The 21,073-nt window shown below is 73.6% G+C and carries 13 protein-coding genes and 1 pseudogene; 3 read left to right on the forward strand and 11 right to left on the reverse strand.

Annotated elements, in window-relative coordinates; translation table 11 throughout:
• Positions 1-50: 50 nt before the first annotated feature.
• The 5 genes from ACFY0P_RS13090 to ACFY0P_RS13110 all read right to left on the reverse strand — a co-directional run bounded on the left by ACFY0P_RS13090 (position 51) and on the right by ACFY0P_RS13110 (position 4,651).
• Positions 51-344: a hypothetical protein gene (locus ACFY0P_RS13090; RefSeq protein WP_388910851.1), complete on the reverse strand. Its 294-nt coding sequence runs from the start codon at positions 342-344 to the stop codon at positions 51-53.
• 49 nt (positions 345-393) lie between these two features.
• Positions 394-2,208, reverse strand: a complete 1,815-nt coding sequence (locus tag ACFY0P_RS13095) for an HEXXH motif domain-containing protein (protein WP_388910854.1) — start codon at positions 2,206-2,208, stop codon at positions 394-396.
• A 22-nt stretch (positions 2,209-2,230) separates the two neighbouring features.
• Positions 2,231-2,401 (reverse strand): hypothetical protein, encoded by a 171-nt coding sequence (locus ACFY0P_RS13100; protein WP_388910857.1) that lies wholly within the window; start codon positions 2,399-2,401, stop codon positions 2,231-2,233.
• Between the two features lie 85 nt (positions 2,402-2,486).
• Complete coding sequence (locus ACFY0P_RS13105) at positions 2,487-3,596, reverse strand: caspase family protein (RefSeq protein ID WP_388910860.1); 1,110 nt, start codon at positions 3,594-3,596, stop codon at positions 2,487-2,489.
• Positions 3,593-4,651, reverse strand: a complete 1,059-nt coding sequence (locus ACFY0P_RS13110; protein WP_388910862.1) for a hypothetical protein — start codon at positions 4,649-4,651, stop codon at positions 3,593-3,595. The genes ACFY0P_RS13105 and ACFY0P_RS13110 overlap by 4 nt, the downstream gene beginning before the upstream one ends.
• Before the next feature lie 294 nt (positions 4,652-4,945).
• Here ACFY0P_RS13110 and ACFY0P_RS13115 point away from each other — a divergent pair, with 294 nt between their 5' ends.
• Positions 4,946-6,274, forward strand: coding sequence for a cation:proton antiporter (locus ACFY0P_RS13115; protein WP_388910864.1), 1,329 nt, complete (start codon positions 4,946-4,948; stop codon positions 6,272-6,274).
• Between the two features lie 96 nt (positions 6,275-6,370).
• Here ACFY0P_RS13115 and fxsT read toward each other — a convergent pair whose 3' ends face one another.
• From fxsT to ACFY0P_RS13135, 4 genes are read right to left on the reverse strand one after another with little or no spacing between them, the layout of a single operon-like run.
• A complete protein-coding gene (fxsT, locus tag ACFY0P_RS13120) occupies positions 6,371-10,924 on the reverse strand; it encodes an FxSxx-COOH system tetratricopeptide repeat protein (protein WP_388910866.1) in 4,554 nt (1,517 codons plus the stop codon).
• Positions 10,924-12,021, reverse strand: a complete 1,098-nt coding sequence (locus ACFY0P_RS13125) for an AAA family ATPase (RefSeq protein WP_388910868.1) — start codon at positions 12,019-12,021, stop codon at positions 10,924-10,926. The genes fxsT and ACFY0P_RS13125 overlap by 1 nt, the downstream gene beginning before the upstream one ends.
• Positions 12,018-13,664 (reverse strand): hypothetical protein, encoded by a 1,647-nt coding sequence (locus tag ACFY0P_RS13130; RefSeq protein WP_388910870.1) that lies wholly within the window; start codon positions 13,662-13,664, stop codon positions 12,018-12,020. The genes ACFY0P_RS13125 and ACFY0P_RS13130 overlap by 4 nt, the downstream gene beginning before the upstream one ends.
• Before the next feature lie 3 nt (positions 13,665-13,667).
• A complete protein-coding gene (locus ACFY0P_RS13135) occupies positions 13,668-14,222 on the reverse strand; it encodes a hypothetical protein (RefSeq protein ID WP_388910873.1) in 555 nt (184 codons plus the stop codon).
• A 101-nt stretch (positions 14,223-14,323) separates the two neighbouring features.
• Here ACFY0P_RS13135 and ACFY0P_RS13140 point away from each other — a divergent pair, with 101 nt between their 5' ends.
• The gene (locus tag ACFY0P_RS13140) at positions 14,324-16,072 is read left to right on the forward strand and encodes a dolichyl-phosphate-mannose--protein mannosyltransferase (RefSeq protein ID WP_388910875.1); all 1,749 of its coding nucleotides are present in this window, start codon (positions 14,324-14,326) and stop codon (positions 16,070-16,072) included.
• Between the two features lie 71 nt (positions 16,073-16,143).
• Here ACFY0P_RS13140 and ACFY0P_RS13145 read toward each other — a convergent pair.
• A pseudogene (locus tag ACFY0P_RS13145) lies at positions 16,144-16,317 on the reverse strand (AraC family transcriptional regulator); the annotation flags it as partial.
• 64 nt (positions 16,318-16,381) lie between these two features.
• The gene (locus ACFY0P_RS13150) at positions 16,382-17,701 is read right to left on the reverse strand and encodes an alpha/beta hydrolase (RefSeq protein WP_388910877.1); all 1,320 of its coding nucleotides are present in this window, start codon (positions 17,699-17,701) and stop codon (positions 16,382-16,384) included.
• A gap of 196 nt (positions 17,702-17,897) precedes the next feature.
• On the opposite strand from ACFY0P_RS13150, the gene ACFY0P_RS13155 reads away from it, so the two are divergent.
• The gene (locus ACFY0P_RS13155; protein WP_388910880.1) at positions 17,898-21,014 is read left to right on the forward strand and encodes an AAA family ATPase; all 3,117 of its coding nucleotides are present in this window, start codon (positions 17,898-17,900) and stop codon (positions 21,012-21,014) included.
• Positions 21,015-21,073 lie beyond the last annotated feature (59 nt).

Raw genomic sequence — 21,073 nt, forward strand, 5'->3', positions numbered from 1 at the left:
CCGTCGAAGGCCTCGGGTGGACGTGGCGATCACCCCCTGCGCCGCGTCCGTCACCGTCCCGCCCACCAGCGCCGGGGTGGCGGCCTTCGCGGCGACGACCCCGCACCGCCCACGTACAGCGCCTGGCGGAGGGGGAAGGTGACCCCGGCGAGGGCGGCGGGGTTCTGCTCGGCGACCGTGAGCACGACGTCGCCGGTGTACGACCCCGGGGCGATCGTCGTGCTCGTGGCGAGCGTGTCGGTCGGCATGGAGCCGGTCTCCGCACCGTCCACGCCGACCTGGAACTCACCGGTCCCGCCGCTGTCGCCGTCCACGGTCAGGGTGAGGCGGTAGCCGTCGGGCACGGGACACTTTTGTGTGGGTGGCACGGAAGTCGAGCCGGCCGCCCCGCTCTCAGACGGCCAGGCCGGCGGCCAGCCAGCGCGCGACGTCGCGCGGGTCGGCGGCCGTGCCGGTGATGCGGAGTTCGCGGTGCACCGCGCGGGGCAGTTCGGGGCGGTGCAGCAGCGGGCGGTCGCCGAGGGCGAGGACGAGGCCGGTCCACGCGTCGGCGTCCTCGGGGTCGCCCGCCAGCAGGCGGGCGTAGGCGTCGGGGGCGTCGGGATCCCCGGCGACCAGGGCACGGTCGGCGGCGGACGGTACGGGCCAGTCGCCGGCGTCCGGCACGGCGAGACGCTGCCGGATCAGTCCGGTGCGGGCCTGGGACCAGGGCGCGGCGAGGTCGGGGACGACGCTGGACGCGGCGACGTGCGCGTCCACCGCGGCACCGGCGGCGAAGGCCCGGGCCAGGGCGCGGACGTCGTCCGGGGCGGGGGCCAGATGCCGGACCCGCCAGCCGGTGCGGTGGTCCGTGGCCACGAATTCGGCCCGGGCGACGATGTCCGGCCGGATCCGGGGGTCCGACCACCAGGCGGGCAGCCGCGCGGCCATGCCCCGCAGGAAACGGCGGCCGTGCGCGGTCAGGGCGGGATCGGCCCCGAGGGTGCGGACGGCCTCCTGGGTCTGCCGCCTGCGCAGGGCGAACTCGAATTCCACCCGGGGCCGTTCGCCCGGCGGCGCATGGTCCAGGTACCTGCTCCAGAAGTCGGTGATGCCCAGGAAGGCGTAGGCACCCTGGAGCAGGCCCCGTAGCGGACGCGGGTCGTTCCGCCAGGGGGCGTAGTGCCGCTCGGTCCCACTGTCCTGCTCCAGCGTCAGCAGATGGATCAGGGCGCCCAGTTTGGTGTGCTGGAACTCGTGGACCAACGTGACCGCGAAAGCGGCCGGGTCCGGCGGCAGTGAGGAGAGCAGACCGCCGAAGGCGTCGCCGGAGGAGGCGCTCGACACCGTCCAGGGCCCTTTCGGCTGGACCTCCGCGACCGTTCGCAGCCCCTCCGCCATGGCGGCAGCCATGCCGGGATCACTGGCCGCGAGCAGGTCCAGGGCCAGACCGAACCGTTCCTGCCAGCGGCCGAGTGCGTCCTTGCCGAGGCGCTGCGGGGGCAGTGGTTCGCTCAGTTCCCGGTACGGGTCGATGTCGTCAAGCCAGACGGTCACCGGCCGACCCGCCGCGTCGGCCCGCAGGACGCGCAGCCCCTGCCATCCGGGGGTGTCGCCGTCGGGAGCCCCGAACGGCCCGAACGGCCCGAGCGGCTCGGGCGGGCCCACGCGGGCGCCGTGCGGGTCGACCCTCAGCAGCCCCTCCGCCACCACCACGTCCGCCGTCCCCCACCGCGGGCGGTCCGGCAGCCGGGCCAGCCCGAGGGTGGGGAACATCACGGCTCCGTCCCGCAACGGCACCGTGGTGCGCAACGGCAGCCCGGCGCGCAGCGCGGCGACGGCACACACCGCGTACAGGTGGCCGAGGTCGGTCCACAGGGGCCCGTCACCCCAGGCGGTGAGCCTCAGCCGGCGCAGGCTGTGCCCCAGCCAGACGCCGATCTGGGGGTGCAGCAACAGCTCTTCGAAGTCCTCGGGGACGCGCTGTTGAGCCACCGTCAGAACGTCCCACGCGGTGTCCACGGGCGGCAGCGGGCCCAGCGCACCGGGCGTCGCGGCGATGGCGTCGAGCAGGGCCCTCAGCAGCAGGAGCCGCCTGCTGTACTCGGTGATCCGCAGGAAACGAACCGTCTCCGGACCTCCTCGGCCCGCGGCCAGGTCGTCGAAATACGCCGAGGGAATGACATGGTGAGCGGCGTGGGCGCGAGCGGAGCGTCCGTCCGGCTGCACATGGCTCCTTCCACGGGGTTCGTCAGTCGACCCGCCTGGTTGGGTTCTCACCACCCGCGAAGTTGACCCGTGGCTGTTCGACCTGTCGCAGCAACCGGTCCAGTGCGCGCGCATGGAGGTCCGGACTCTGCGACCGAAGGCCGGAGAGGGCGATCTCACTGAGATCGGGCAGTTCGGACTTCACGAATTCCATGGGCGTGTTCATACGCCATCCCCCTCGGAGCGTCCTCCCGTTGACTTCATGATGACGCATGGCCCAGAGGTCGGGAAGGCCGTGATCAGGCCGGTCGGCCTCCTGATCCGGGAGTCAGCCGGCGGGCCGCCCAGTCCGTGAGCTCGCGCTGTGCCAGCGAACCCGGTTCGAGTACGCCCAGGGCATCGACGAGGGCGGCCAGGCCTCCGGGGTGGAGACGGCAGGTGCGCACGATGCTGATGATGTCGGCCCGGGCCGCGCCCAGCCGGGGAATGGCACCGGCCAGGTCGGCCGGCAGCATGCCGATGACAAGTTGCCGCTGGTCACGGTCGGCCAGGGCGGGCCATCCGGCCAGCAGTGCGACGAGTTCGGACAGCGCCGCGTCGGGCACCGGCTCCTCCCGGCGGCGGGTGGCGGGGAAGTCGTAGTGGCGTACGTCGCCTGCCCCGGACCGGTACCAGAGCGAGGTGGGCCGCTGGCCCCCCTCGGTGAACCGTCCGATCACCGTGTTCGCCAGTGCGCCCATGTCCGGTGGCCAGTTCTCGTCGTCCGAGTCCTCCAGGGCGGCCAGCACGGCCCGGGAGAACGCCCCGGTGCGCCGCACGGGGTCGTTGGCCGCCCGCTGTCCCGGTCCCGACGCCAGCAGCACGAACTGTTCCCGGCCGGGCAACCGGTCGCCGCGGGACGGGAGTTCACTGGGCAGCGAGCGGACCAGGCCGAGATCCTCGACGAAGGTCTGACAGGAGTCCACCAGCCAGATCTGGCGCCGGAAGCCGGGCAGGGCGTCGGTGGTGAGGGTGGTCAGCCAGGCGTCCAGGTCGAGGTTGCGTTTGTCGTCGGCCGTGGCGTCGGCGTAGAAGAGCCGGCGGTGGCCCTGCGGGTCGGTGACCCCGTGGCCGCCCCAGAGGACGAACAGCAGATCGCCCTCCAGCGCGGGCAGCCGGCGCGTCAGCACCTCCTGCACGGCCTCGCGTCCGGCGGGGCCTGCGGGCACGTCCACCTCGGGTCCGCCCGTGCCGGGCAGGGCGTCCAGCAGCAGGGAGACGTGGGCCGCGGGCACGCCACGGCCGCGCAGCCAGGCGGTGAAGCGGCGGGCGTCGGCGGCCGGGCCCGGCAGGTCCCAGGACGGGCCGACGGCATAGCGTTCCACGCCGACGACGACGGCGTGGGTCCGGTCCGGGCGTGCGGCGGTCACGGCAGCTCCTCGGCCAGCACGCGGTACAGCTCCGGGTTGCTCCAGTAGGCGCTGTGGGAGAGCGGGAAGGGCTGGCGGCTGTCGAGGGCGATGTCCGCGACCCGGCCGGGGAAGACACCGGCGCCGAGGTAGCTGAGCAGGTCCCGCCGGTCGTAGACGTTCAGCCAGCGCGGCACGTGGTCGGGCAGCGGGCTGCCGGGCGCCAGGCTGGGCAGGGCCCCCAGCTCGTACAGGAACGGAGCCTGCGAGCCGACCGTCACCAGCAGCGCGACCTGCGGCAGCGGCCGCAGCACCAGCAGGTCGAGCGCGGCTATGCCGCCGAGGCTGTGGGCGAGCAGCACGACCGGCGGCTCCGCCGCGAGCACCGCCTGCGCGACGGCGTCGCGGATCGGGCCGCCGCGGGCCAGGTAGAGCAGCACGTCACCGGCGGCCGGATGGGCCGCGTCGGTGAGCGCCGAACGCCGTTTGACCGCCTGCGCGGAGGCCAGGCCGAGGGCCAGCCGCCCGGTCAGCCGCTTGATCCGCCGGGTCACCGGGCCGCGGTGGGTGCCGGGCGCGTCCCCGGTGCCGGAGGGCCCGGGGAGCAGGGCGGCGATCCGGGCGACCGCCTCGTCGCGGGCGGTGCCGTCGAAGGCCGCCGCCGGTCCCTGCCGCCCGGCCCGGCGGCGCACCGCCTCGGCCACGAAGGCCCGGGCCAGTTCGGCCGTTCCGGCCCCCTCGGCGGGGGCACGGAGGAAGCGGCGGCAGTCGTCGGCGGTCAGTACGGCGGCCACGGCGGCGGCGAAGTCCTCCGCGATGCCCGCCGCGTCCAGCAGCCGGCGCAGCCGGTCGTCCGCGGTGAGCGCCGGGGCCGCCGCGGCGAGTGCCTCGCCCGGCGGCCGGGCGCCGGGTGCCAGCTCGGTTCTCCCCGTGGTCTCCGCGGTGAGCAGACGCAGTTCGAGCAGCGGGTCCAGATAAAGAAGTCCCCAGAATTCGACGTCCTCGTCGAGGTCTCCCTGCGACGCGCCGGGTGCGCCCCCTTGTGGTACTTCACGCCCGGTCCCGTACCCCGGCACGGAAATACCGTTCGAATGCAGTACCGATCCGGCAGTTCCTCCCCAATAACAGGAGGACATGCGGACTTCGGGCCGTAACGGCAGTAATCCTTGCCGTACGGCCTCCACGGTTCCGCTGAATCCCGGCTCGCGCACGCCGGTGCCGTGTACGAATAAAACCGTCGTCACCGCCGACCCCCCGCCCCAGAACGGCATATTCCAAGCGCACGCAACAATAGGTCAGTTGCCCCCGCACCGGCTACACTGCGTGTGGACAACGCCACAGGGTGCGGCACTTGCCGAAGGGGGATGCCGGTGAGCATCGACTCCACTGTCACTCATGTCGTCGCAGCTCTCGCGCTGGTGATCGCAGCCTCCTCGACCCTGGGAGCGGCCGCCCGCAGGCTACACCAGCCCTCCGTCATCGGGCAGTTATTCGCCGGTATCGCCCTCGGCCCCAGCCTGCTGGGCCTGGCCCCGGGAGGGGTGTACGAAACCTTCTTCCCGGACCAGATCAAGCCAATTCTCACTTCCCTGGCACAAGTCGCGCTGGTGCTCTTCCTCTTCGCGGTCGGCTATGAACTCGACCTCGGCCAGCTGCGTAATCGGGGCGCGGTGACCGCCGTCTCGCTGAGCGGGTTCGCGATTCCCATGCTTGTCGGAGCCGGCATCGTTCTGCTGTATTCCGGAGGTTTCCGCTCCGCGAACGGCGGACATCCGATCGACGCGACATTCACCCTCTACATGGCGGTCGCCCTGTCCATCACGGCGGTTCCCGTGCTGGCGAGCATCATCCGGGACCAGGGACTGGCCGGCACCCGCCCCGCCACGATCGCGATGGCCGCCGCGGGTGTCATCGACGCGCTGAGCTGGCCGGTGCTGGCCGTCGCCCTGATCGGCGGCGAGGACGGCTCGCTGCGGTCCTGGGCCCTCAAGGTGGCGCTGCTGGCGGCGTACGTGCTGGTGATGTTCGTCGTCGTGCGCCCGGCGCTGAAGTGGTGGATGCACCGGCCCGGCGCCCTGATGACCAATCATGTCCCCGTCGCCGCCGCGCTGGCGCTGGCCTCGGCCTGGGCCACCAGCGCGCTCGGACTGCATGTGATCTTCGGTGCGCTGCTGGCCGGGATCGTCATGCCGCGCCAGCCCGACGGCGCTCCCGACAGCCAGGTACTGCGCCCGCTCCAGGAGACCGGCGGCCTGCTGCTGCCGGTGTTCTTCACGATCTCCGGGATGTCGGTCCAGCTCAACGGTCTGCACGCCTCCGACCTGGTGCTCCTGCTGGTGATATGCGCCGCCGCGGTGGTCGGCAAGGTGGCCGCCGGCGCCCTGTCGGCCCGGGGCGGTGCCCGGCTGCCCTGGCGTGACTCACTGCTGATCGGTGTGCTGCTCAACACCCGGGGGCTCACCGAACTCATCGTGCTCAACGTGGGGTTGCAGGCCGGCGTGATCGGCCCCCGGCTGTACGCGCTGCTGGTCGTGATGGCGCTCTTCACCACGGCGGCCACCGGCCCGCTGATCGGCCCGCTGTACCGTCCGGCCGGCGCGTCGCCGGCCGGACCCGCCGGCGCCGGCCCCGACGGCGAGCAGACGCCGGGCTCCGGACAGGCCCCCGCCGTGGACGCCGAACCGACGCCGCAGCCGTAGCGCAGGCCACAGCGCCGCCGGCGGTGGCGCTGCCGCCCCGGTCAAGCCGGCCGGACCCTGAGCCCGGCCGGCTGCCCCTGGCTGGAGCGGCACCGGCTAGAACGGCACCGGGGCGATGTCCACCTCGGCCCGCTGGCTGCTCGCGGCGGCGGTGGTCGCCGGGTGGCTCTCGCCCAGCGTCCGGCGGAACCGGGTCAGGGTGTCGGTGTGCAGCACCGTGGCCTCGTCCACGCGGTCCAGCGCGCGCAGGTCCAGAGCCACGTTGTTGGCGCAGGCCAGGGTGGTCGGGTGGTCGGGGCCGAGGTTCCTCTCGAGGATCTCCAGGCTCTGCCGGTCCGCCTCCAGGGCTTCCGTGTGGCGTTCCAGCGCGCTGTGGTGGTTGGCCATGCCGAGCACCGTGGTCACGGTGAGGATGTGCTCGTCCCCCAGTGACGCGCGCATGCCGCGCAACGCCTCGTCCAGGTGTTCCCCGGCGGCGTCCAGACGGCCCAGATGGCGCAGGGTGATCGCCACGTTCGTGCGGGCCGACAGGGTGTAGGGGTGAGTGGCGCCGAGGGTGGCCGTGTAGCGCTCGACGGTCGCCTCGCCCAGTTCCGCGGAACGCGTCAGCTGGCCGTCCTGCCTCAGGTCGACGACCAGGTTGGCCGCACAGGCGATGGCATCCGGGTGGTCGGCGCCGTAGCGGCTCTCGAACTTCGACAGCGCCAGCTCACCGAGTTGCAGCGCGCCGTCGTGGTCTCCGGCACGCCGACGGCACACCGAGAGCACCCGGGCGCAGCCGATGCTGGCGGGGTTGTCCTCGCCGTAGTTGGCGACGTAGCGGGCGTAGACGTCCTCCTGGTGGACGGCTGCTTCGAGGTAGTCGCCGGTCTCTCGGATGTCGAGGGAGAGAGCGCTGAGGGTGTTCAGGGTGTGGAGGTGGTTCTCGCCGAGGGCGAGGGCACGCTGCTGGGCCGTCTCCGTGTCGCGTTCGCGCGCCTCCTGGTACAGGCCCATCAGGCGCAGGGCGACGCCCAGGTTGTGGGCCGCGCGCAGGGTGGCCGGGTCGTCGTCGCCGAAGGCCCGCAGCGAGCGGGTGAAGACCGACCGGCTGATCTCCAGCGCCTGGGCCAGCTCGGCCCTCAGCCACAGCCCGCTGGTCAGCTGGATGAGGGCGTCCAGGGTGCCCTCGTCGTCCTCGCCCGCGATCCGGATGTACGTGTCCGCGGTGCGCTGCATCATCTCGGCGGCCTGTTCGTACTCGCCGATCCTGCGCAGCAGGAAGGCCAGCCACTTCGCCATCTCCAGCGTCTGCTGGTCCTCGGCGCCGAACTTCCGGGTCCACACGTCCACCGCCTCACGGGCCATGGAGACCGCACCGTCGTGGTCGCCCCAGATGAAGAGGAACTCCACCACGTCCCGGATCAGGCCGCGCACCCACGGCGAGTCGCACTCCACGGCCCGCGAGACCACGATGTGCGGCAGCAGTTGCTGATAGCGCGGCCACAGTTCGCGCGAGCCGGGGCTGTTGGGGTTGGCGTCGGCGAGCAGCAGGTGCGCGCCGTGCCGCATGTCCGCCTGCTGCTGCGGGGACATGCGGTTGACCAGGACCGCCTGGACCAGACGGTGCAGCTGGATGGTGTCGTGCCGGTGCTCGATGCGGGCCAGCGCGTAGACGTTGATCTCCCGGATGGCCCGGCCGAGCCGGATCGGGTGGCGCAGGGCCTCGTCGATCTCGGGGGCGATGGTGCTCCGCGAGTTGTTGAAGAGGGTCCGCGAGATCGGCTCGGGGGCGAAGAACGAGCAGACCTGGAGCAGCTGGAGCGCCGCGGGGTTGCGCTGTTCGAGCTGGCGCAGCGAGACGTCCCAGGCGGCGGCCACCGACATGGGGTAGTCCGGCGACGGGACGAGTTCGAGCATCAGCTCGGCGATCTTCTCCCGGATCAGCCCCAGGTACTCGTCCACGGCCATGCCGGTGACGGCCTGCCAGGCCGCGGCCTGCTCGATGGCCAGGGGCAGGTCGCCCAGCTCCTGGGCGAGCAGGTCGGCGTCGGCGTCGCTCAGGTCGCGGGCCCGGCGGCGCAGCAGCGCCTTGCTCTCCTCACGGGTGAAGACGTCCACGGAGAGGGTCCTGGCCACCCGGTCCCACTCCTGGTTCCGGGAGGTGATGAGGATCTTGCCGGTGCCGCCGGTCGGGAAGTAGGGGCGTACGGCCTCGACGTTCTCGGCGTTGTCGAACACCAGGAGCCAGCGGTCGTACGGCTCGCCCCGGCGCAGGGCCTCGCGCACCGCCGGGACGGCACGGTTGGCCTCCGCGCCCACGTTCAGGCCGAGCCGGTGGGCCAGTTCGGTGAGCGCGGTCAGGATCATCGTCGGCTGTTCGGAAGGGATCCACCAGATCACGTCGTACTCGGCGGTGTGCCGGTACACGTACTCGATGGCGATCTGGGATTTCCCGACACCGCCCATGCCGTGCAGGGTGTGCGGCAGCACCGCCGAGGTGTCGCCCGTCAGCAACTGCTCGTGCACCTGCTCGAGGAGTTCCTCCCGCCCGGTGAAATTGGGGTTGTTCGGTGGCACGTTGCCCCAGACCACCGGTACGGAGGCGCGCTGCGGGACGGACTGTGACCGCGGTGCGGCCGGCCCCGGGACCGTCCTGCCGGGTGACGAGAGGTCGGCGCCCGGCTGCCCGTCGGCGCTCGGAACGGGAGTCTCCCGCACTGGAGTCCCGCTCGCGGATCCCTCCGCTGCATGCTGGTACTCACTGGCAGTGGTGTCGGTCATGTCCGGGCCGCCCAAGTCTGAATTTACAACATTTTTATTTCGGACATCGTGGCTCATTTGCCGCGAATTCTCATTGATCGACGCACCCGAAGGAGCGCCTTCCAGAGCCGCGCTGACCCGGCGGGCGCGCAGCAGATAGGGCCCTGACAGCGCGCGCAGCACGGCCAGCTCGACCCGCACGAACGGCAGGTTCTCCGCCGTCACCTGCGGGACCGGCTCCTCCTCCGGGGCGAGCAGGGCACCGTGCAGACCGCGGGCCGCCTCGAACCGGTCGCCGTAGAACTCGGACACCGAGCTCACCACCCGGGCCGTGTCCGCGCGCATCGCGCCCGCGAGCAGCGCCTCGCGCGCGCCGTCGACGAACTCAAGGGGCGCGGGCGCGGCGGCGCTCCGCGCCCCGGCGGGCGACGGCTGTTCCAGCAGGCCGCTCAGAAAGAGCTCGGCCAGATGGGCCGGCTGCGCCTCGGGCACCAGCCTGCGCTGTACGTCCCGCACCAGGCGGGGCTCCAGGATCGCGGCGGCCAGATGGGTGGCCAGCCGGAAGGCGGTGGGAGTGGCATGGCTGCGGAAGCGCCGGATGCGCTCCTGCACCGAGGGCGCCGGGATGACGACCGGCGGCTCGTCGACGTCCTCCTCGGGCGCGTCGGGCGTGCCCAGTAACAGCACCGGGGCCTCGACCCAGCCGGCCTCCGCACCGGCCACCAGGGCGGCCCAGCGGCCCAGCCACCGGGCGTCCAGCTCAAGGACCGGGACCGCCGCGCTCCAGTCGGCGGGCGGCGGGTCGAAGGGGTCGCGCCACTCGGCCGGGAAGTCCACCGCCAGTTCGGTGGTGCGGGCCCCCGCGCGGGGGCTGTGCAGCCGCGCCTGCCGGGGCACCAGCGCGGTGCGGTGCCAGTCCCGCTGGGACAGCAGATGCACCACCGCCACCGGCCCGGCCGCCGACCACGGCTCCAGTGCCCGCCGGCCGGCCGTGCTCTGCCACAGCGGCCCCAGGCCGTCGGTCAGGACCAGGACGATCCGGCGGCCGGTACGGTCCGCCAGCTCGCCGGGGACACCGAGGACGTCGTGCTCCGGGTAAGGTCCGCGCAGCACCGCCTCCGGCCCCCGCGGGGTCTCCCGCAGGCCGAGCCGGCGCACCCGTACGTCCCGGAAGGCGCCCAGCCGCTCCGCCACGGCGGTGAACTCGGCGACCGTCTGCTCCCAGATGACCATGGTCGCGTGGTCGTCCACCACCAGCACCAGGTCGAAGCGGCGCTCGTCCGCCGACCGGGTGTAGGGCATCCACAGGCCGTCCTCGGCGGCGCGTTCGGCGGTGGTCTCCTCGTCCAGCTCGACCTCGAACGCCGAGGGCACCAACTGCTTCAGCGGCCGCAGCGCCCGGGTGATCCCCGCCGTGTCCCGCAGATCCGGCACCGCCTCGACCGGCTCGGCCGCCTCGGCCGCCCCGGTCCGGACCCGCCGGGTCGCCGGCTCCGGCGCGGATCCGGGCCCGGGGCCCTCCGGCCGGACGGGGAACAACGGCAGGACCACCCCCTCGGCCAGGACACCGGGCGGCTCCCCCGCCGCGTCGTCGGCGGCCCCACCCGTCGTTCCGTCACCAGTCCCCGCCGCCCCACCACCGGCGGCACCGTTCGCCGTGCCGCCGGCGGGACCGCCCGCTCCGCCCGTCGTGCCGCCGTCCGATCCGCCCGTTCCACCCGCCCCGCCGGACGCCGAGGGCCCGCCGGGGGATTCGGGCAGGCCGGAGTCCTTCGACAGCCCCGCCGGCCGGGGCCGCGGCGGCCGGTCCGACGCCGGCAGCCGGGCCGCCAGCGTCTGGTACGCGTGCAGCCAGAGGCCCTCCGCCACTTCGAAGGCCTCCGGATGGGCACGCGAGTCCTCACCCATCAGGGCGCCCCCGACAGTTCACGCCAGAGGGCCTCCAGCAGCTCGCCCCAGGACTCGTCGTCCTCCCGGACCCCGGCGGTCCGCAGGAAGATGGCGTTGAGCAACTGGTCGGTCGCCAGTCCGCCGTTCTGCCTGCTGCGTTCCACGAACGCCCGGATCATGTCGTCGTGCCGCCCCTCCTGGTCCCGGAAGTGCGCGGCGATCATGGCGGCCAGCTGGTCCTCGCGGGGCGGGGAGACGTCCAGCCGGACGCAGCGGCGCAGGAAGGCCGGCGGGAACTGCCGCTCGCCGTTGCTGGTGATGACGACGAACGGGAAGGCCCGGCACCGCACCCGGCCGTCCGTCACCGTGACCGTGGTGTCCGGGTCGTCGGTGAACACCCGTGCCTCGCTCTCGTGATGGCGGGCGCGGACCAGTTCCGGGATGTCGTACGAGCCGTTCTCCAGCACGTGGAGCAGGTCGCTGGGCAGGTCGATGTCGCTCTTGTCCAGCTCGTCGATGAGCAGGACGCGGGGCAGCTCGTACGGGAGCAGGGCGGTGCCCAGCGGGCCGAGCCTGACGAAGTCCCCGATCCGCGCCCCGGTGCCGCCCTCCGGTGCCTGCTCCGGGGTGCCGTCGCCGGACGCGGCGGCCGGGCCCCGCCCGAGGGACGCCTGGGCGCGGCCGATGGCGTCGTACTCGTACAGTCCGGCGCGCAGGGTGCTGCGCGAGGTGATCCCCCAGTGGAGGACGCGGCCCAGGCCCAGTTCGCGGGCGACCAGGTAGGCCAGCGTGGACTTCCCGATGCCGGGCCGGCCGGTCACCAGCAGCGGCCTGCGCAGCAGCAGAGCCGTGTTGATCATGTCGATGTCGTGCGGGTCCTGCCGGGAGGTGGTGCGGCCCACGCTGCCGAGCCGTCGGTCGGTCTCGGCGCTCTCGGCCGGTACGGGCGGCAGCACCGGGCCGCCGTCGAAGGCCCGCCAGCCGGGCGGCGGGGGCAGGACGTCGGCGAGGCGGATGTCGGGCAGCGGCTGCCCGGTGCCGCGGTAGATCCACCAACTGCGACTGACGGGCCCGCCGTTGCGGCTGTTGTCCACCGGATGCTGGACGCGGTTCATGAGGTCCCCTCGTCGTCGTGTCCGCCCCGCACGCTCCCGGGATCCGACGCCGGGTAATCGGACCAGTCCACCATCCGGTTCGGGTTGTCCAGGAGCACCGCGAGGTGACGTCCTGAGTGCGCATCGCGTTGCGACGCGGCTGCGGTGGCCGCTTCGGTCCGCAACTTCCGGACTCGCTCCGGCAGTTCGGCGGAGGTTCCCTTCAGCAGCTTGTCGACCCGTCTCCTGAAGTCGCCCGGGGGTGTGGGCCGGCGGTCCCAGACGGCCAGCGGCACGCCGGCCCGCAGCGCGGCCTCGAGCATCTCCTGGCGGCCCTCGGGTCCGGCCAGCGGAGGCGCGTTGAGCGCGACCGACACCAGCCGCTCGTCGGCGGCGAGGGTGCTGTTCCAGCGCACGAGGTCGTGACCGCGCTCCCCCGTCGTGTCCCAGTGGCAGAGGATCCGGGGGCCGGCCGTCATCTGCTGCCAGCGGTTGCGCCAGCGCCGGTGGTACCGCCGGGCCCGCATCCGCTCCAGGCTGCGCAGTGCCACCGGGAAGTCCAGGCACAGCGCGGTGGCGGAGGACGAGTGGGAGGCCATCGGCAGCCATTCCACGGGGTGGTTGAGCAGTTGGAGCGGCAGTACGAACTCGAGTACCGGTCTGCCGGGGCGCTCGCCCCAGTCCTCCTCGACGCCCTCGACCAACTCCTCGACCGCGGCCTCGACCTCGCCCAAGGCCACGATCCGGTCCTCTCCTCGCTCCGGCCGCCACGTGCCCGGACGCCGCTGCCGCCAGTGGGACAGCAGATACTCGTCCTGGCTCATCCCGTGCTTGCTCAACTGGACAACGAGACAGGCGGGAGCCGGTTCCGCCACCCCCCGAGTGATCTGCGAACGGAGAGCCTGAAGAGGTTTCAGCAGGTCAAGTCGCGTGCCCTGATCGTCGCTCCAGCTGCGCAGGCCCTCGAGGACCTGCCGGTCGACGCCGGACGCCGCGCCCGCCGCGATCGCGTGCTCCACCAGGACCAGCACGGGCAGCAGGCCGTCCGGACGGGCGTTGGCGTCGGCCAGGAAGTCGAAGGCCTCCTGGAGGCTGGAGACCGGATGGGCCGGGAGCGGCAGATCACCGGCCGCGGCGTAGAGCAGGCCCTGCGGATCGGGATGCGGGAGGCGGCTCAACAGGGAGCGGGCTCTGCGGAATTCGGCTTCCGGCAGTACCGCCAGAACCGGCGATGCGGAGACGAGCTCGACGATCCGCAGTACGGGAATCGAGCCGGGGTCGTACTCCTGGAGGGTGTCCACGAGTACGGAAAGTCCGGAGGGCTTCCGCCAGCAGGCTTGGAAGATCTCCAGTATGTCGTGCCGCTTCCGGCTGTGTCGCCGGACGTTGGCCAACTCGGGTAACCGGCCCGCCAGCATGTCGATCAAGAGATCGCGCCCTCCCGGTGCATCGAGTCCCGACACCGCGCACATCTGCTCTATCAGCTCATGCTCGAACCCCGCTGCATGGCCGCCGTTTCTCCCACTCAACAAGCTTCCCCCCGTCACGGCTCCGGTGTCCCCCAACTCCCTCCCGTTACAGGGCAGTCCGGGTGCCGCAGCCCTGTGTCCAGGGTATGGCCCAGGCCTTACACGTGGCCACCCCGGAACGGCAATCACAGGCATCCGCTAGACGGTCACATGGGCGTAGACCAAGGGCGCGGCCACCTCGCTCTCGTCGACGGTCAGCAGGGCCGAGCCGGCCTGGTCGCCTCGCTCGGGGAGGTCCGCGTAGAGACCGGCGAGGTGCCCCTCGGCTCCGATCCTCCAGGGCAGCCCGACCGAGTCGATGTCGTCCTGGTCCAGGACGGCGTCGCCTGCCGCCAGGTCCTCGGTGGCCTTGTGCAGGGCGGCCAGGAACGTTTCGAGGCCTGCGGGGGTGGTGCGGAAGCGCAGGTAGATGTCCTGGCCGCTGTCCGCGCTGCCGTCGCCGGGCACGACGAGGTAGGAGGCCTGCCGCGCCCCGGCCGGCACCGCGAGCCGGAAGGTCTTCCGGAGCACGGCGCCGGGGACGCCGTGCCTCTCCCGCGGGGCCTTCGGCAGTGCCTCGTCCACGGATCCGAAGACACCCAGTGGTACCGCGAGGATCGCCCCGGCGACCGCCAGGAACACACCGCAGGCCACCAGCAGGAGCGCGACGGGCAGCCGCCGTTCGCGTTCCGGGCGCTTCATGTCCGCCGTCACGGCTTCTCTCCCGTGTGCTCGCCGGTGATCTCTCTCATGTCCGCTCCCACCGTAGGGCCACCGCTTCGCGGCCGGGTGCGGGCACCGCCTAAGGTCGTCCGGTGACGAACAGCAGCGCGACGCGTTCCCACGACCTCGACGGCATACGTCCGGCGCCGGAGTCCCCGGTGTGGCCGGCCCGGCTGCGCCGGTTCGGTTACGCCGGGCCCCCGCGCACCGGCACCCGCACGGGCATGCCCGCCGGTGTCCGGGAACGCCTGGTCCCGCCCTTCCCCGAGCCCGCCACCCGCCCCTGGCAGCTCCTGGGCCTCGGCCCGGCCCGGGCGCTGCGGCTCGCGAAGGCGACGCAGTGGCTGGGCCCGCTGCTCGTCGCCGCCCTGGCCGGCGTGCTGCGCTTCTGGCACCTCGGCCGGCCGCGGGACCTCATCTTCGACGAGACGTACTACGCCAAGGACGCCTGGGCACTGCTGCACCTCGGTTACGAGGGCACCTGGCCGGACCGCAAGATCGCCGACCCGCAGATCCTGGCGCACCCCCAGGTGATCTCGCTCTCCGACACCGGTTCCTTCGTCGCGCACCCGCCGACCGGCAAGTGGGTGATCGCCGTCGGCGAGTGGCTGTTCGGCCTCGACCCCGTCGGCTGGCGCTTCATGACGGCGGCCCTGGGCACCCTGTCGGTGTTCATGCTGTGCCGCATCGGCCGCCGCCTGTTCCGGTCGACGTTCCTCGGCTGCCTGGCCGGGGCGCTGATGGCGATCGACGGCCTGCACCTGGTGATGAGCCGCACCGCCCTGCTCGACCTCGTCGTCATGTTCTTCGTGCTGGCGGCGTTCGGCTGCCTGCTGATCGACCGGGACCGGTTCCGGGAGCGGCTCGCGGCGGCCCTGCCGGCCGACGCGGAGGGCAGGGTGCGCCCCGACGCGGACACCGGCGACCGGGCCGGGACGGGCCGGCGGCCCTGGCGCCTCGCGGCCGGCGTGCTGCTCGGCCTCGCGGCCTCGACGAAGTGGAACGGCCTGTACGTCCTGGTCTTCTTCGTGGTCCTGACGCTGCTGTGGGACGTCGGCGCCCGCCGCGTCGCCGGGGCCCGGCACCCGTACCGGGCGGTCCTGCGCCGGGACCTCGGCCGGTCGGTCCTCTCCCTCGTCCCGACCGCGCTCCTGACGTACCTGCTGTCCTGGACCGGCTGGTTCCTGTCCGACGACGGCTGGGGCCGGCACTGGGCGGACGACCGCGGCGGCACCTGGTCCTGGATACCGGCACCGCTGCGGAGCTTCTGGCATTACGAGTACCTGGTGTACCAGTTCAACGTGGGCCTGCACACGCCGCACAAGTACCAGTCGAACCCGTGGAGCTGGCTGGTCCTCGGCCGTCCCGTGCTGTTCGCCTACGACTCCCCGCGGCCCGGCCAGGACGGCTGCTCCACCGCGACCGCCTGCTCCCGCACGGTCCTCGCCCTGGGCACCCCGCTGCTGTGGTGGTCGGCCTGCTTCGCCCTCGCCTACCTGCTCTACCGCTGGGCCCTGCGCCGCGACTGGCGGGCGGGCGCGATCCTCTGCGCGGTGGCGGCCGGTTACCTCCCCTGGTTCCTCTACCAGGACCGTACGGTGTTCGCCTTCTACGCCGTGGTCTTCGTGCCGTACCTGTGCCTGGCCGTGGCGATGATGATCGGGGCCCTGCTCGGTCCGCCGGGCGCCGCGGAGCGGCGGCGGCTGCGGGGCGCGGTGGCGGCCGGGGTGCTGGTGCTCCTGATCGCCTGGAACTTCGTCTACTTCTACCCGATCTACACCGGGCAGACGATTCCCTACAGCGGCTGGCAGTCCAGGATGTGGCTCGACACCTGGATCTGAGGACGGCCCGGATCCGAGACCCACCCGGACTCCGAGGCCCGGGCCGGCTCCGGCGCTCGGCGCAGTGCGGCGGCGGCCGCCACGAACTCCGGCGGCCGCTGCCCGGTCGCCTCGACGCCGTTCATGGACGTGGCGACCGGGGCCGGCGTCGTGCTGAACGCCTCCAGCCCCTTCCTGCGGCACCGGTTGACCAGCGCGGCGGCGATGCAGGAGTCCAGTTCGTCGAACCCGTCGAAGGTGACCACGGCTACCTGCCTCCCCACGTCCCTGGTCCGGCACCGGCGGCCCACTCCACGGTCACGTCCGCGGTCAGCGGCGTGCCGTGGCCGTGGGGCTGGGCTCCGGGCCCTCCGCGCGCAGCGAGCGGTGGCCGGGAGCGGGAGTCGGGCGAGGAGTGGGCTTGCCCGCCGCGTCGGTCACCGGCTTCTTGGCGTGGTGCCGGGGCACGACGTCCTGGGGGAAGGTCAGCTGCTCGTTCATCCACTTCAGGGCGGCGGGCATCTCCCGTACCCAGGTGGGGAAGTTGTGGCTGCCGTTCTCGGGGAGGATGGAGACGACCCGCATGGGCGCCTTGACGGCCTTGATGAAGGCCTCGGTCTGCGCGTAGCCCTTCTCGCCGTGCTTGCTGTTGGCGACCAGGACCGAGACCTGGGGCACGGGCAGGTGCTTCAGCCGCCACATCAGGTCGTGGCCGTCGATCCGGGCCTGGCGGCCGGGACCGCTGCCGAAGAGGTTGCCGGTGGTGGGGTCGTCCTTGACCCGGTAGTCGGGCGACAGGGCGGCGGCCGTGGTGTAGACGCCGGGGTCGCGCATGGTGAGCTGGAGGGCGCAGCTGCCGCCCGAGGAGTACCCCATGACGCCCCAGGAGCTCGCGTCGTGGCCGGCCCGGTAGACCGACTTGATCGCGTCCGGGAGGTCCTTGGCCAGGAACGTCTCGGTCTGCGGTCCGCCGGGGACGTCCACGCACTCGGTGTCGCGCGGCGGGGCGATGGTGGGCCGGATCATCACCATGATCGTCGGCTGCATCTGGCCCTTGCGCTGCAGGTCGCCCGCGGTCTGCGAGACCCGCAGGTGCTGGGCCAGGTTGTAGATGCTGCCCGGGTAGCCGCTGAGCGCGACGATCACCGGGAAGCGCATGCGGTGGTACGCCTTCTGGAAGTACTGCGGCGGCAGATAGACGAAGGCCGGGTCGACCACGCCGGTGCGCCGGCCGATGATCTTCACGGACTCCACCCGGCCGACGGTGGCGGCGGGCCCGTCGGGCAGCCCGCTGACCCTGCTCAACTGCTGGTCGCCCGCGGGCTGCACGAGCGACGCCCCGTGGACGCTGCTTATGCCGTTCACCGAACCGCCGCCGTTCCCGCCGGCCGCCTGGGTCACGCCGACCGGAGCGGTGTCGACGTTGCCCAGCAGCTCGTTCCAGGAGCCGAAGAACTGGTACGACGAGTTCACCGCGCACGCGAACGCCGCGACGATCGTCACCTGTGTCACCGCGACGGCCCCGAGCCGCCCCAGCACCTGCCACAGCCCCGGCCTGGCGAACCGCGGCCACAGCCAGACCAGCAGCGCCACACACAGGGCGGCCAGTGCCGCCAGCGCGTATACGGTCGTTCGACTGGTCAAACCCATGTCACTCAGTCCCTGTTGTTCCTGCCCGTGCCTCGTTGCTTCCGCACAGGAGGAGGGCGGAAGAGCCTTCCGCGTTCCGTAACGAGGGATTCAGGAAGAAGACATGACCTGTTACGCCATGTCGGGCGGGGGTGCCGCCACGGCGAGGTGACGGATGTCATTGACACACCGGATCACCGGAGGTTGTCATGAACACATGCAACTGACCGGGCGCCGAGCGCTGCTCGACGCCGCCCGGGTCCAGGCGGCGGCGCGCCCCGGACTGCTCCTCCACGGTCCCGCCGGCATCGGCAAGTCCACCCTCGTGGCGGCCCTCGCGGCGGACCCGGCCGTGGGGACCGTACTGCACTGCTCGCCCGCTGCGGCGGACGCCCGGCTGCCCTTCGCCGGGCTCGTCGACCTCTTCGCACGGGTCCCGGAGAGCCACCTGGAGACCCTGCCGCCGGAGCCCCGGGCGGCGCTCCGGGCGGCCCTGCTGCGCGGCGGCGGACCGGCGGACGACCGCGGCCTGCTCGCCGTGCGCGTCGCCGTCCTCGACGCGCTGCGCGCCCTGGCCGCCGACGGTCCCGTCCTGCTCGTCGTCGACGGCCTGCAGTGGCTCGACGAACCGACCGCCGAGGTCCTCGCCTTCGCCGTACGCCGGCTCGACGAGCCCGGCATCCGGATGCTCGCCGCCGAGCGGGTCACGGACGGCGGCCGGCCCGAGCGGCTGCACTGCTGCCCGCCGGGCACCCTCGAACTCCCGGTGCCACCCCTGACGGACGGCGAGACGGCCCACCTGGTCCGCACCGACCTCGGCGCCGACCTGCCCCCGGCGGTGCTGCGGGCGATCCAGCAGACCGCCGCCGGAAACCCGTACTACGCACGGGAGCTGGGACGCGCCGCCCGGCACGCCCCGGCGCCCGCCGGGTTCGGCGAGCTGCCCCCGGTGCCCCCGGCGCTGCGCACCCGCCTGCTGGAGCAGGCCCGTTCGCTGCCGGAGCCGGCCCGGCGCACCCTCCTCGTCGCGAGCGCCGCCGCCCGCCCCAGCCTCACCCTGCTGCGCGCCACCGGGCTGCCGGACCCGGCCGCAAACCTGGCGGAGGCGGAACGGCTCGGCATCGCGACGGCCGACGCCGACGGGATCGTACGCTTCCACCACCCCGTGCTGCGGGCGGCCGTGCACGCCGACGCCTCCGAGCACGGGCGGCGGCAGGCGCACGCGTTGCTGGCCCGCGCGGTGCCCGAGCCGGTGGAGCGGGCCCGCCATCTCGCGCTCGCCCACCCGTACGAGGACGAGGACACGGCCCGCACCCTGATGTCGGCGGCCGGATCCGCGCGCCGCGACGGCGCCCCCTCCACCGCCTTCGAACTGGCCGCGCTCGCCGCCCGCCGCACCCCGGCCCACCACCCGGCCGAACGTGCCGAACGGCTGCTGGCCGCAGCCGAGTACGCCTGCGACGCCGGGCGCACGGAGGAGGCCGGCGAGGCCGCCGGAACCGTGCTCGCCCGGTCCGGCTCGGCGGCACAGCGGGTGCGGGCCCGGCTGATCCTGCTGCGCGGCGCCGGGCAGGCTCTGGAGGGCGCCGAGGACCTGATCGCGGACGGCCTGCGGGACGCGGCCGGCGATCTGCGCGCCGAGGCCCGGCTGCACCACTGGGCCGCCGTCCGGGGCCTGCTGTGCGGGGAGTTGGCGGAGGCGGCCGGGCACGCCCGGCGGGCCGCGCGGCAGGCGGGCGCGGCCGGCGACACCGGAACCAGGATCGACGCGCTCGCCACCCTCGCCCGGGTCCGGTCCCTGGCCGGGGACCCGGTCGCCGCCGACGCCGCGCTGACGGAAGCGCTGACCCTGCTCGGCCGCGGTGCGGCAGCGCCCCAAAGGGCGCCGGGGGTACCCCCGGCCGAAGGCTGGGGGAGGAACCGCGCGACCAGCCACCACGGCGCCGCACCCGGAGCCAACCCCGGCCCGGCAGCGCCCCAAAGGGGCGCGGGGCCGTATCCGATGTGCGGCTGCCGCCGCGTGGGCGCGACCAGCCACGACGGCGCCGCGGTCGACACACGGCAGACCGCGGCACTTCCCGACATCGCGGCGCCCCCAGCGGAGCGTTCCCGCGGCCCGGAGACTCGGCGGCTGATCCGGATGCGGGCGATCCTCGCCCTGGACTCCGACCGGGTGACCGAGGCCCGCGACCAGGTCGTCCCGCTGCTCGCCGCGACCGGCGAACCGGCCGGGGCCGAGGAGACCGTGGCGACCCTGGTGGCGCTGACCCGGATCCAGGTGCGTGCCGGGCACTGCCGGGAGGCGCTGCGCACCGCGGCCCGCTGCTCGCGCGCCCTGCCCGAGGCGGCTCCGGCGCTCTACGCGGCGGCCCTCGCCGCGACCACCGGTGGCACCCCCGAGGAGGCCCGGCAGCTGGCCGCACAGGCGGTCCGTGCCTCGGAGGCCGACGGCGACCGGCTGTTCCTGCTGCGCGCCCTCGCCGTCCTCGGGCAGGCCGAACTCCTCGGCGGCGATCCGCGCGGAGCGGCGGCCGCCGTCGAGGCGCTGCAACGCGTCCGGGAACTCGGCGAGGCCATGTGCGCCGCCGACCCGCCGCTGCTGCACTGGTACGGCGATCTGGCCGAGGCCCTGGTCGTCCTCGGCGAGACGGAGGCGGCCGGGGCGGTGCTCGACGACGCCCGCGCACGGGTGCCGGACGGCGCGCCCGGCAGCGTCCTGGCGGCGCTGGACCGGGCGGAGGGGCTGCGCGAGGCGGGGCTCGGCCGGGCCCGGGAGGGCGCGGTACGACTGCGCACCGCCGTCGAGCGGCTGCGCCCGCTGCCGCTCCCCGTCGAGCTGGCCCGCACCCTGATCGCGCTCGGCGCGGTCGAGCGCCGGGCCCGCCGCCGCAACGCGGCCCGGGAGGCACTCTCCGAGGCTCTGGAGACGGCGACCCGGATCGGCGCGGCCCCGTTCGCGGCCCGCGCCAGGGACGAACTGGCCCGGCTGGCGGCCGGGGAGCGCGGCGGCGAGGCGGGCCCGGGCGGGCCCGACCTCACGCCTACGGAGGCGAGGATCGCCGAACTGGTCGGCGGCGGGGCGACCAACAGGGAGGTCGCCGCCGAGCTGTTCATCAGCGTCAAGACGGTCGAGGGGGCGCTGTCCCGGGTCTACCGCAAGGTCGGCGTCCGCTCGCGCACCGCGCTGGCGCACGCGATGGCGGTCGCCGTCATCGCCTCCGGCGCGGCCGTGGACACCGGCGACGACGACCAACCGGGGCCCACCACACAGACGGTGACGGTAAGTCAGGCTGCCCGGGCCCGGCTCCCCCGCCCGCTCGACACACGCCGTTGACATGACATCGGCAGTTAACACGTAACGCAAGGGTTCCCCCGCTTACGGGGGTGGGGCCG

The organism is Streptomyces sp. NPDC001714 (assembly GCF_042892755.1).
Lineage (GTDB): Bacteria > Actinomycetota > Actinomycetes > Streptomycetales > Streptomycetaceae > Streptomyces.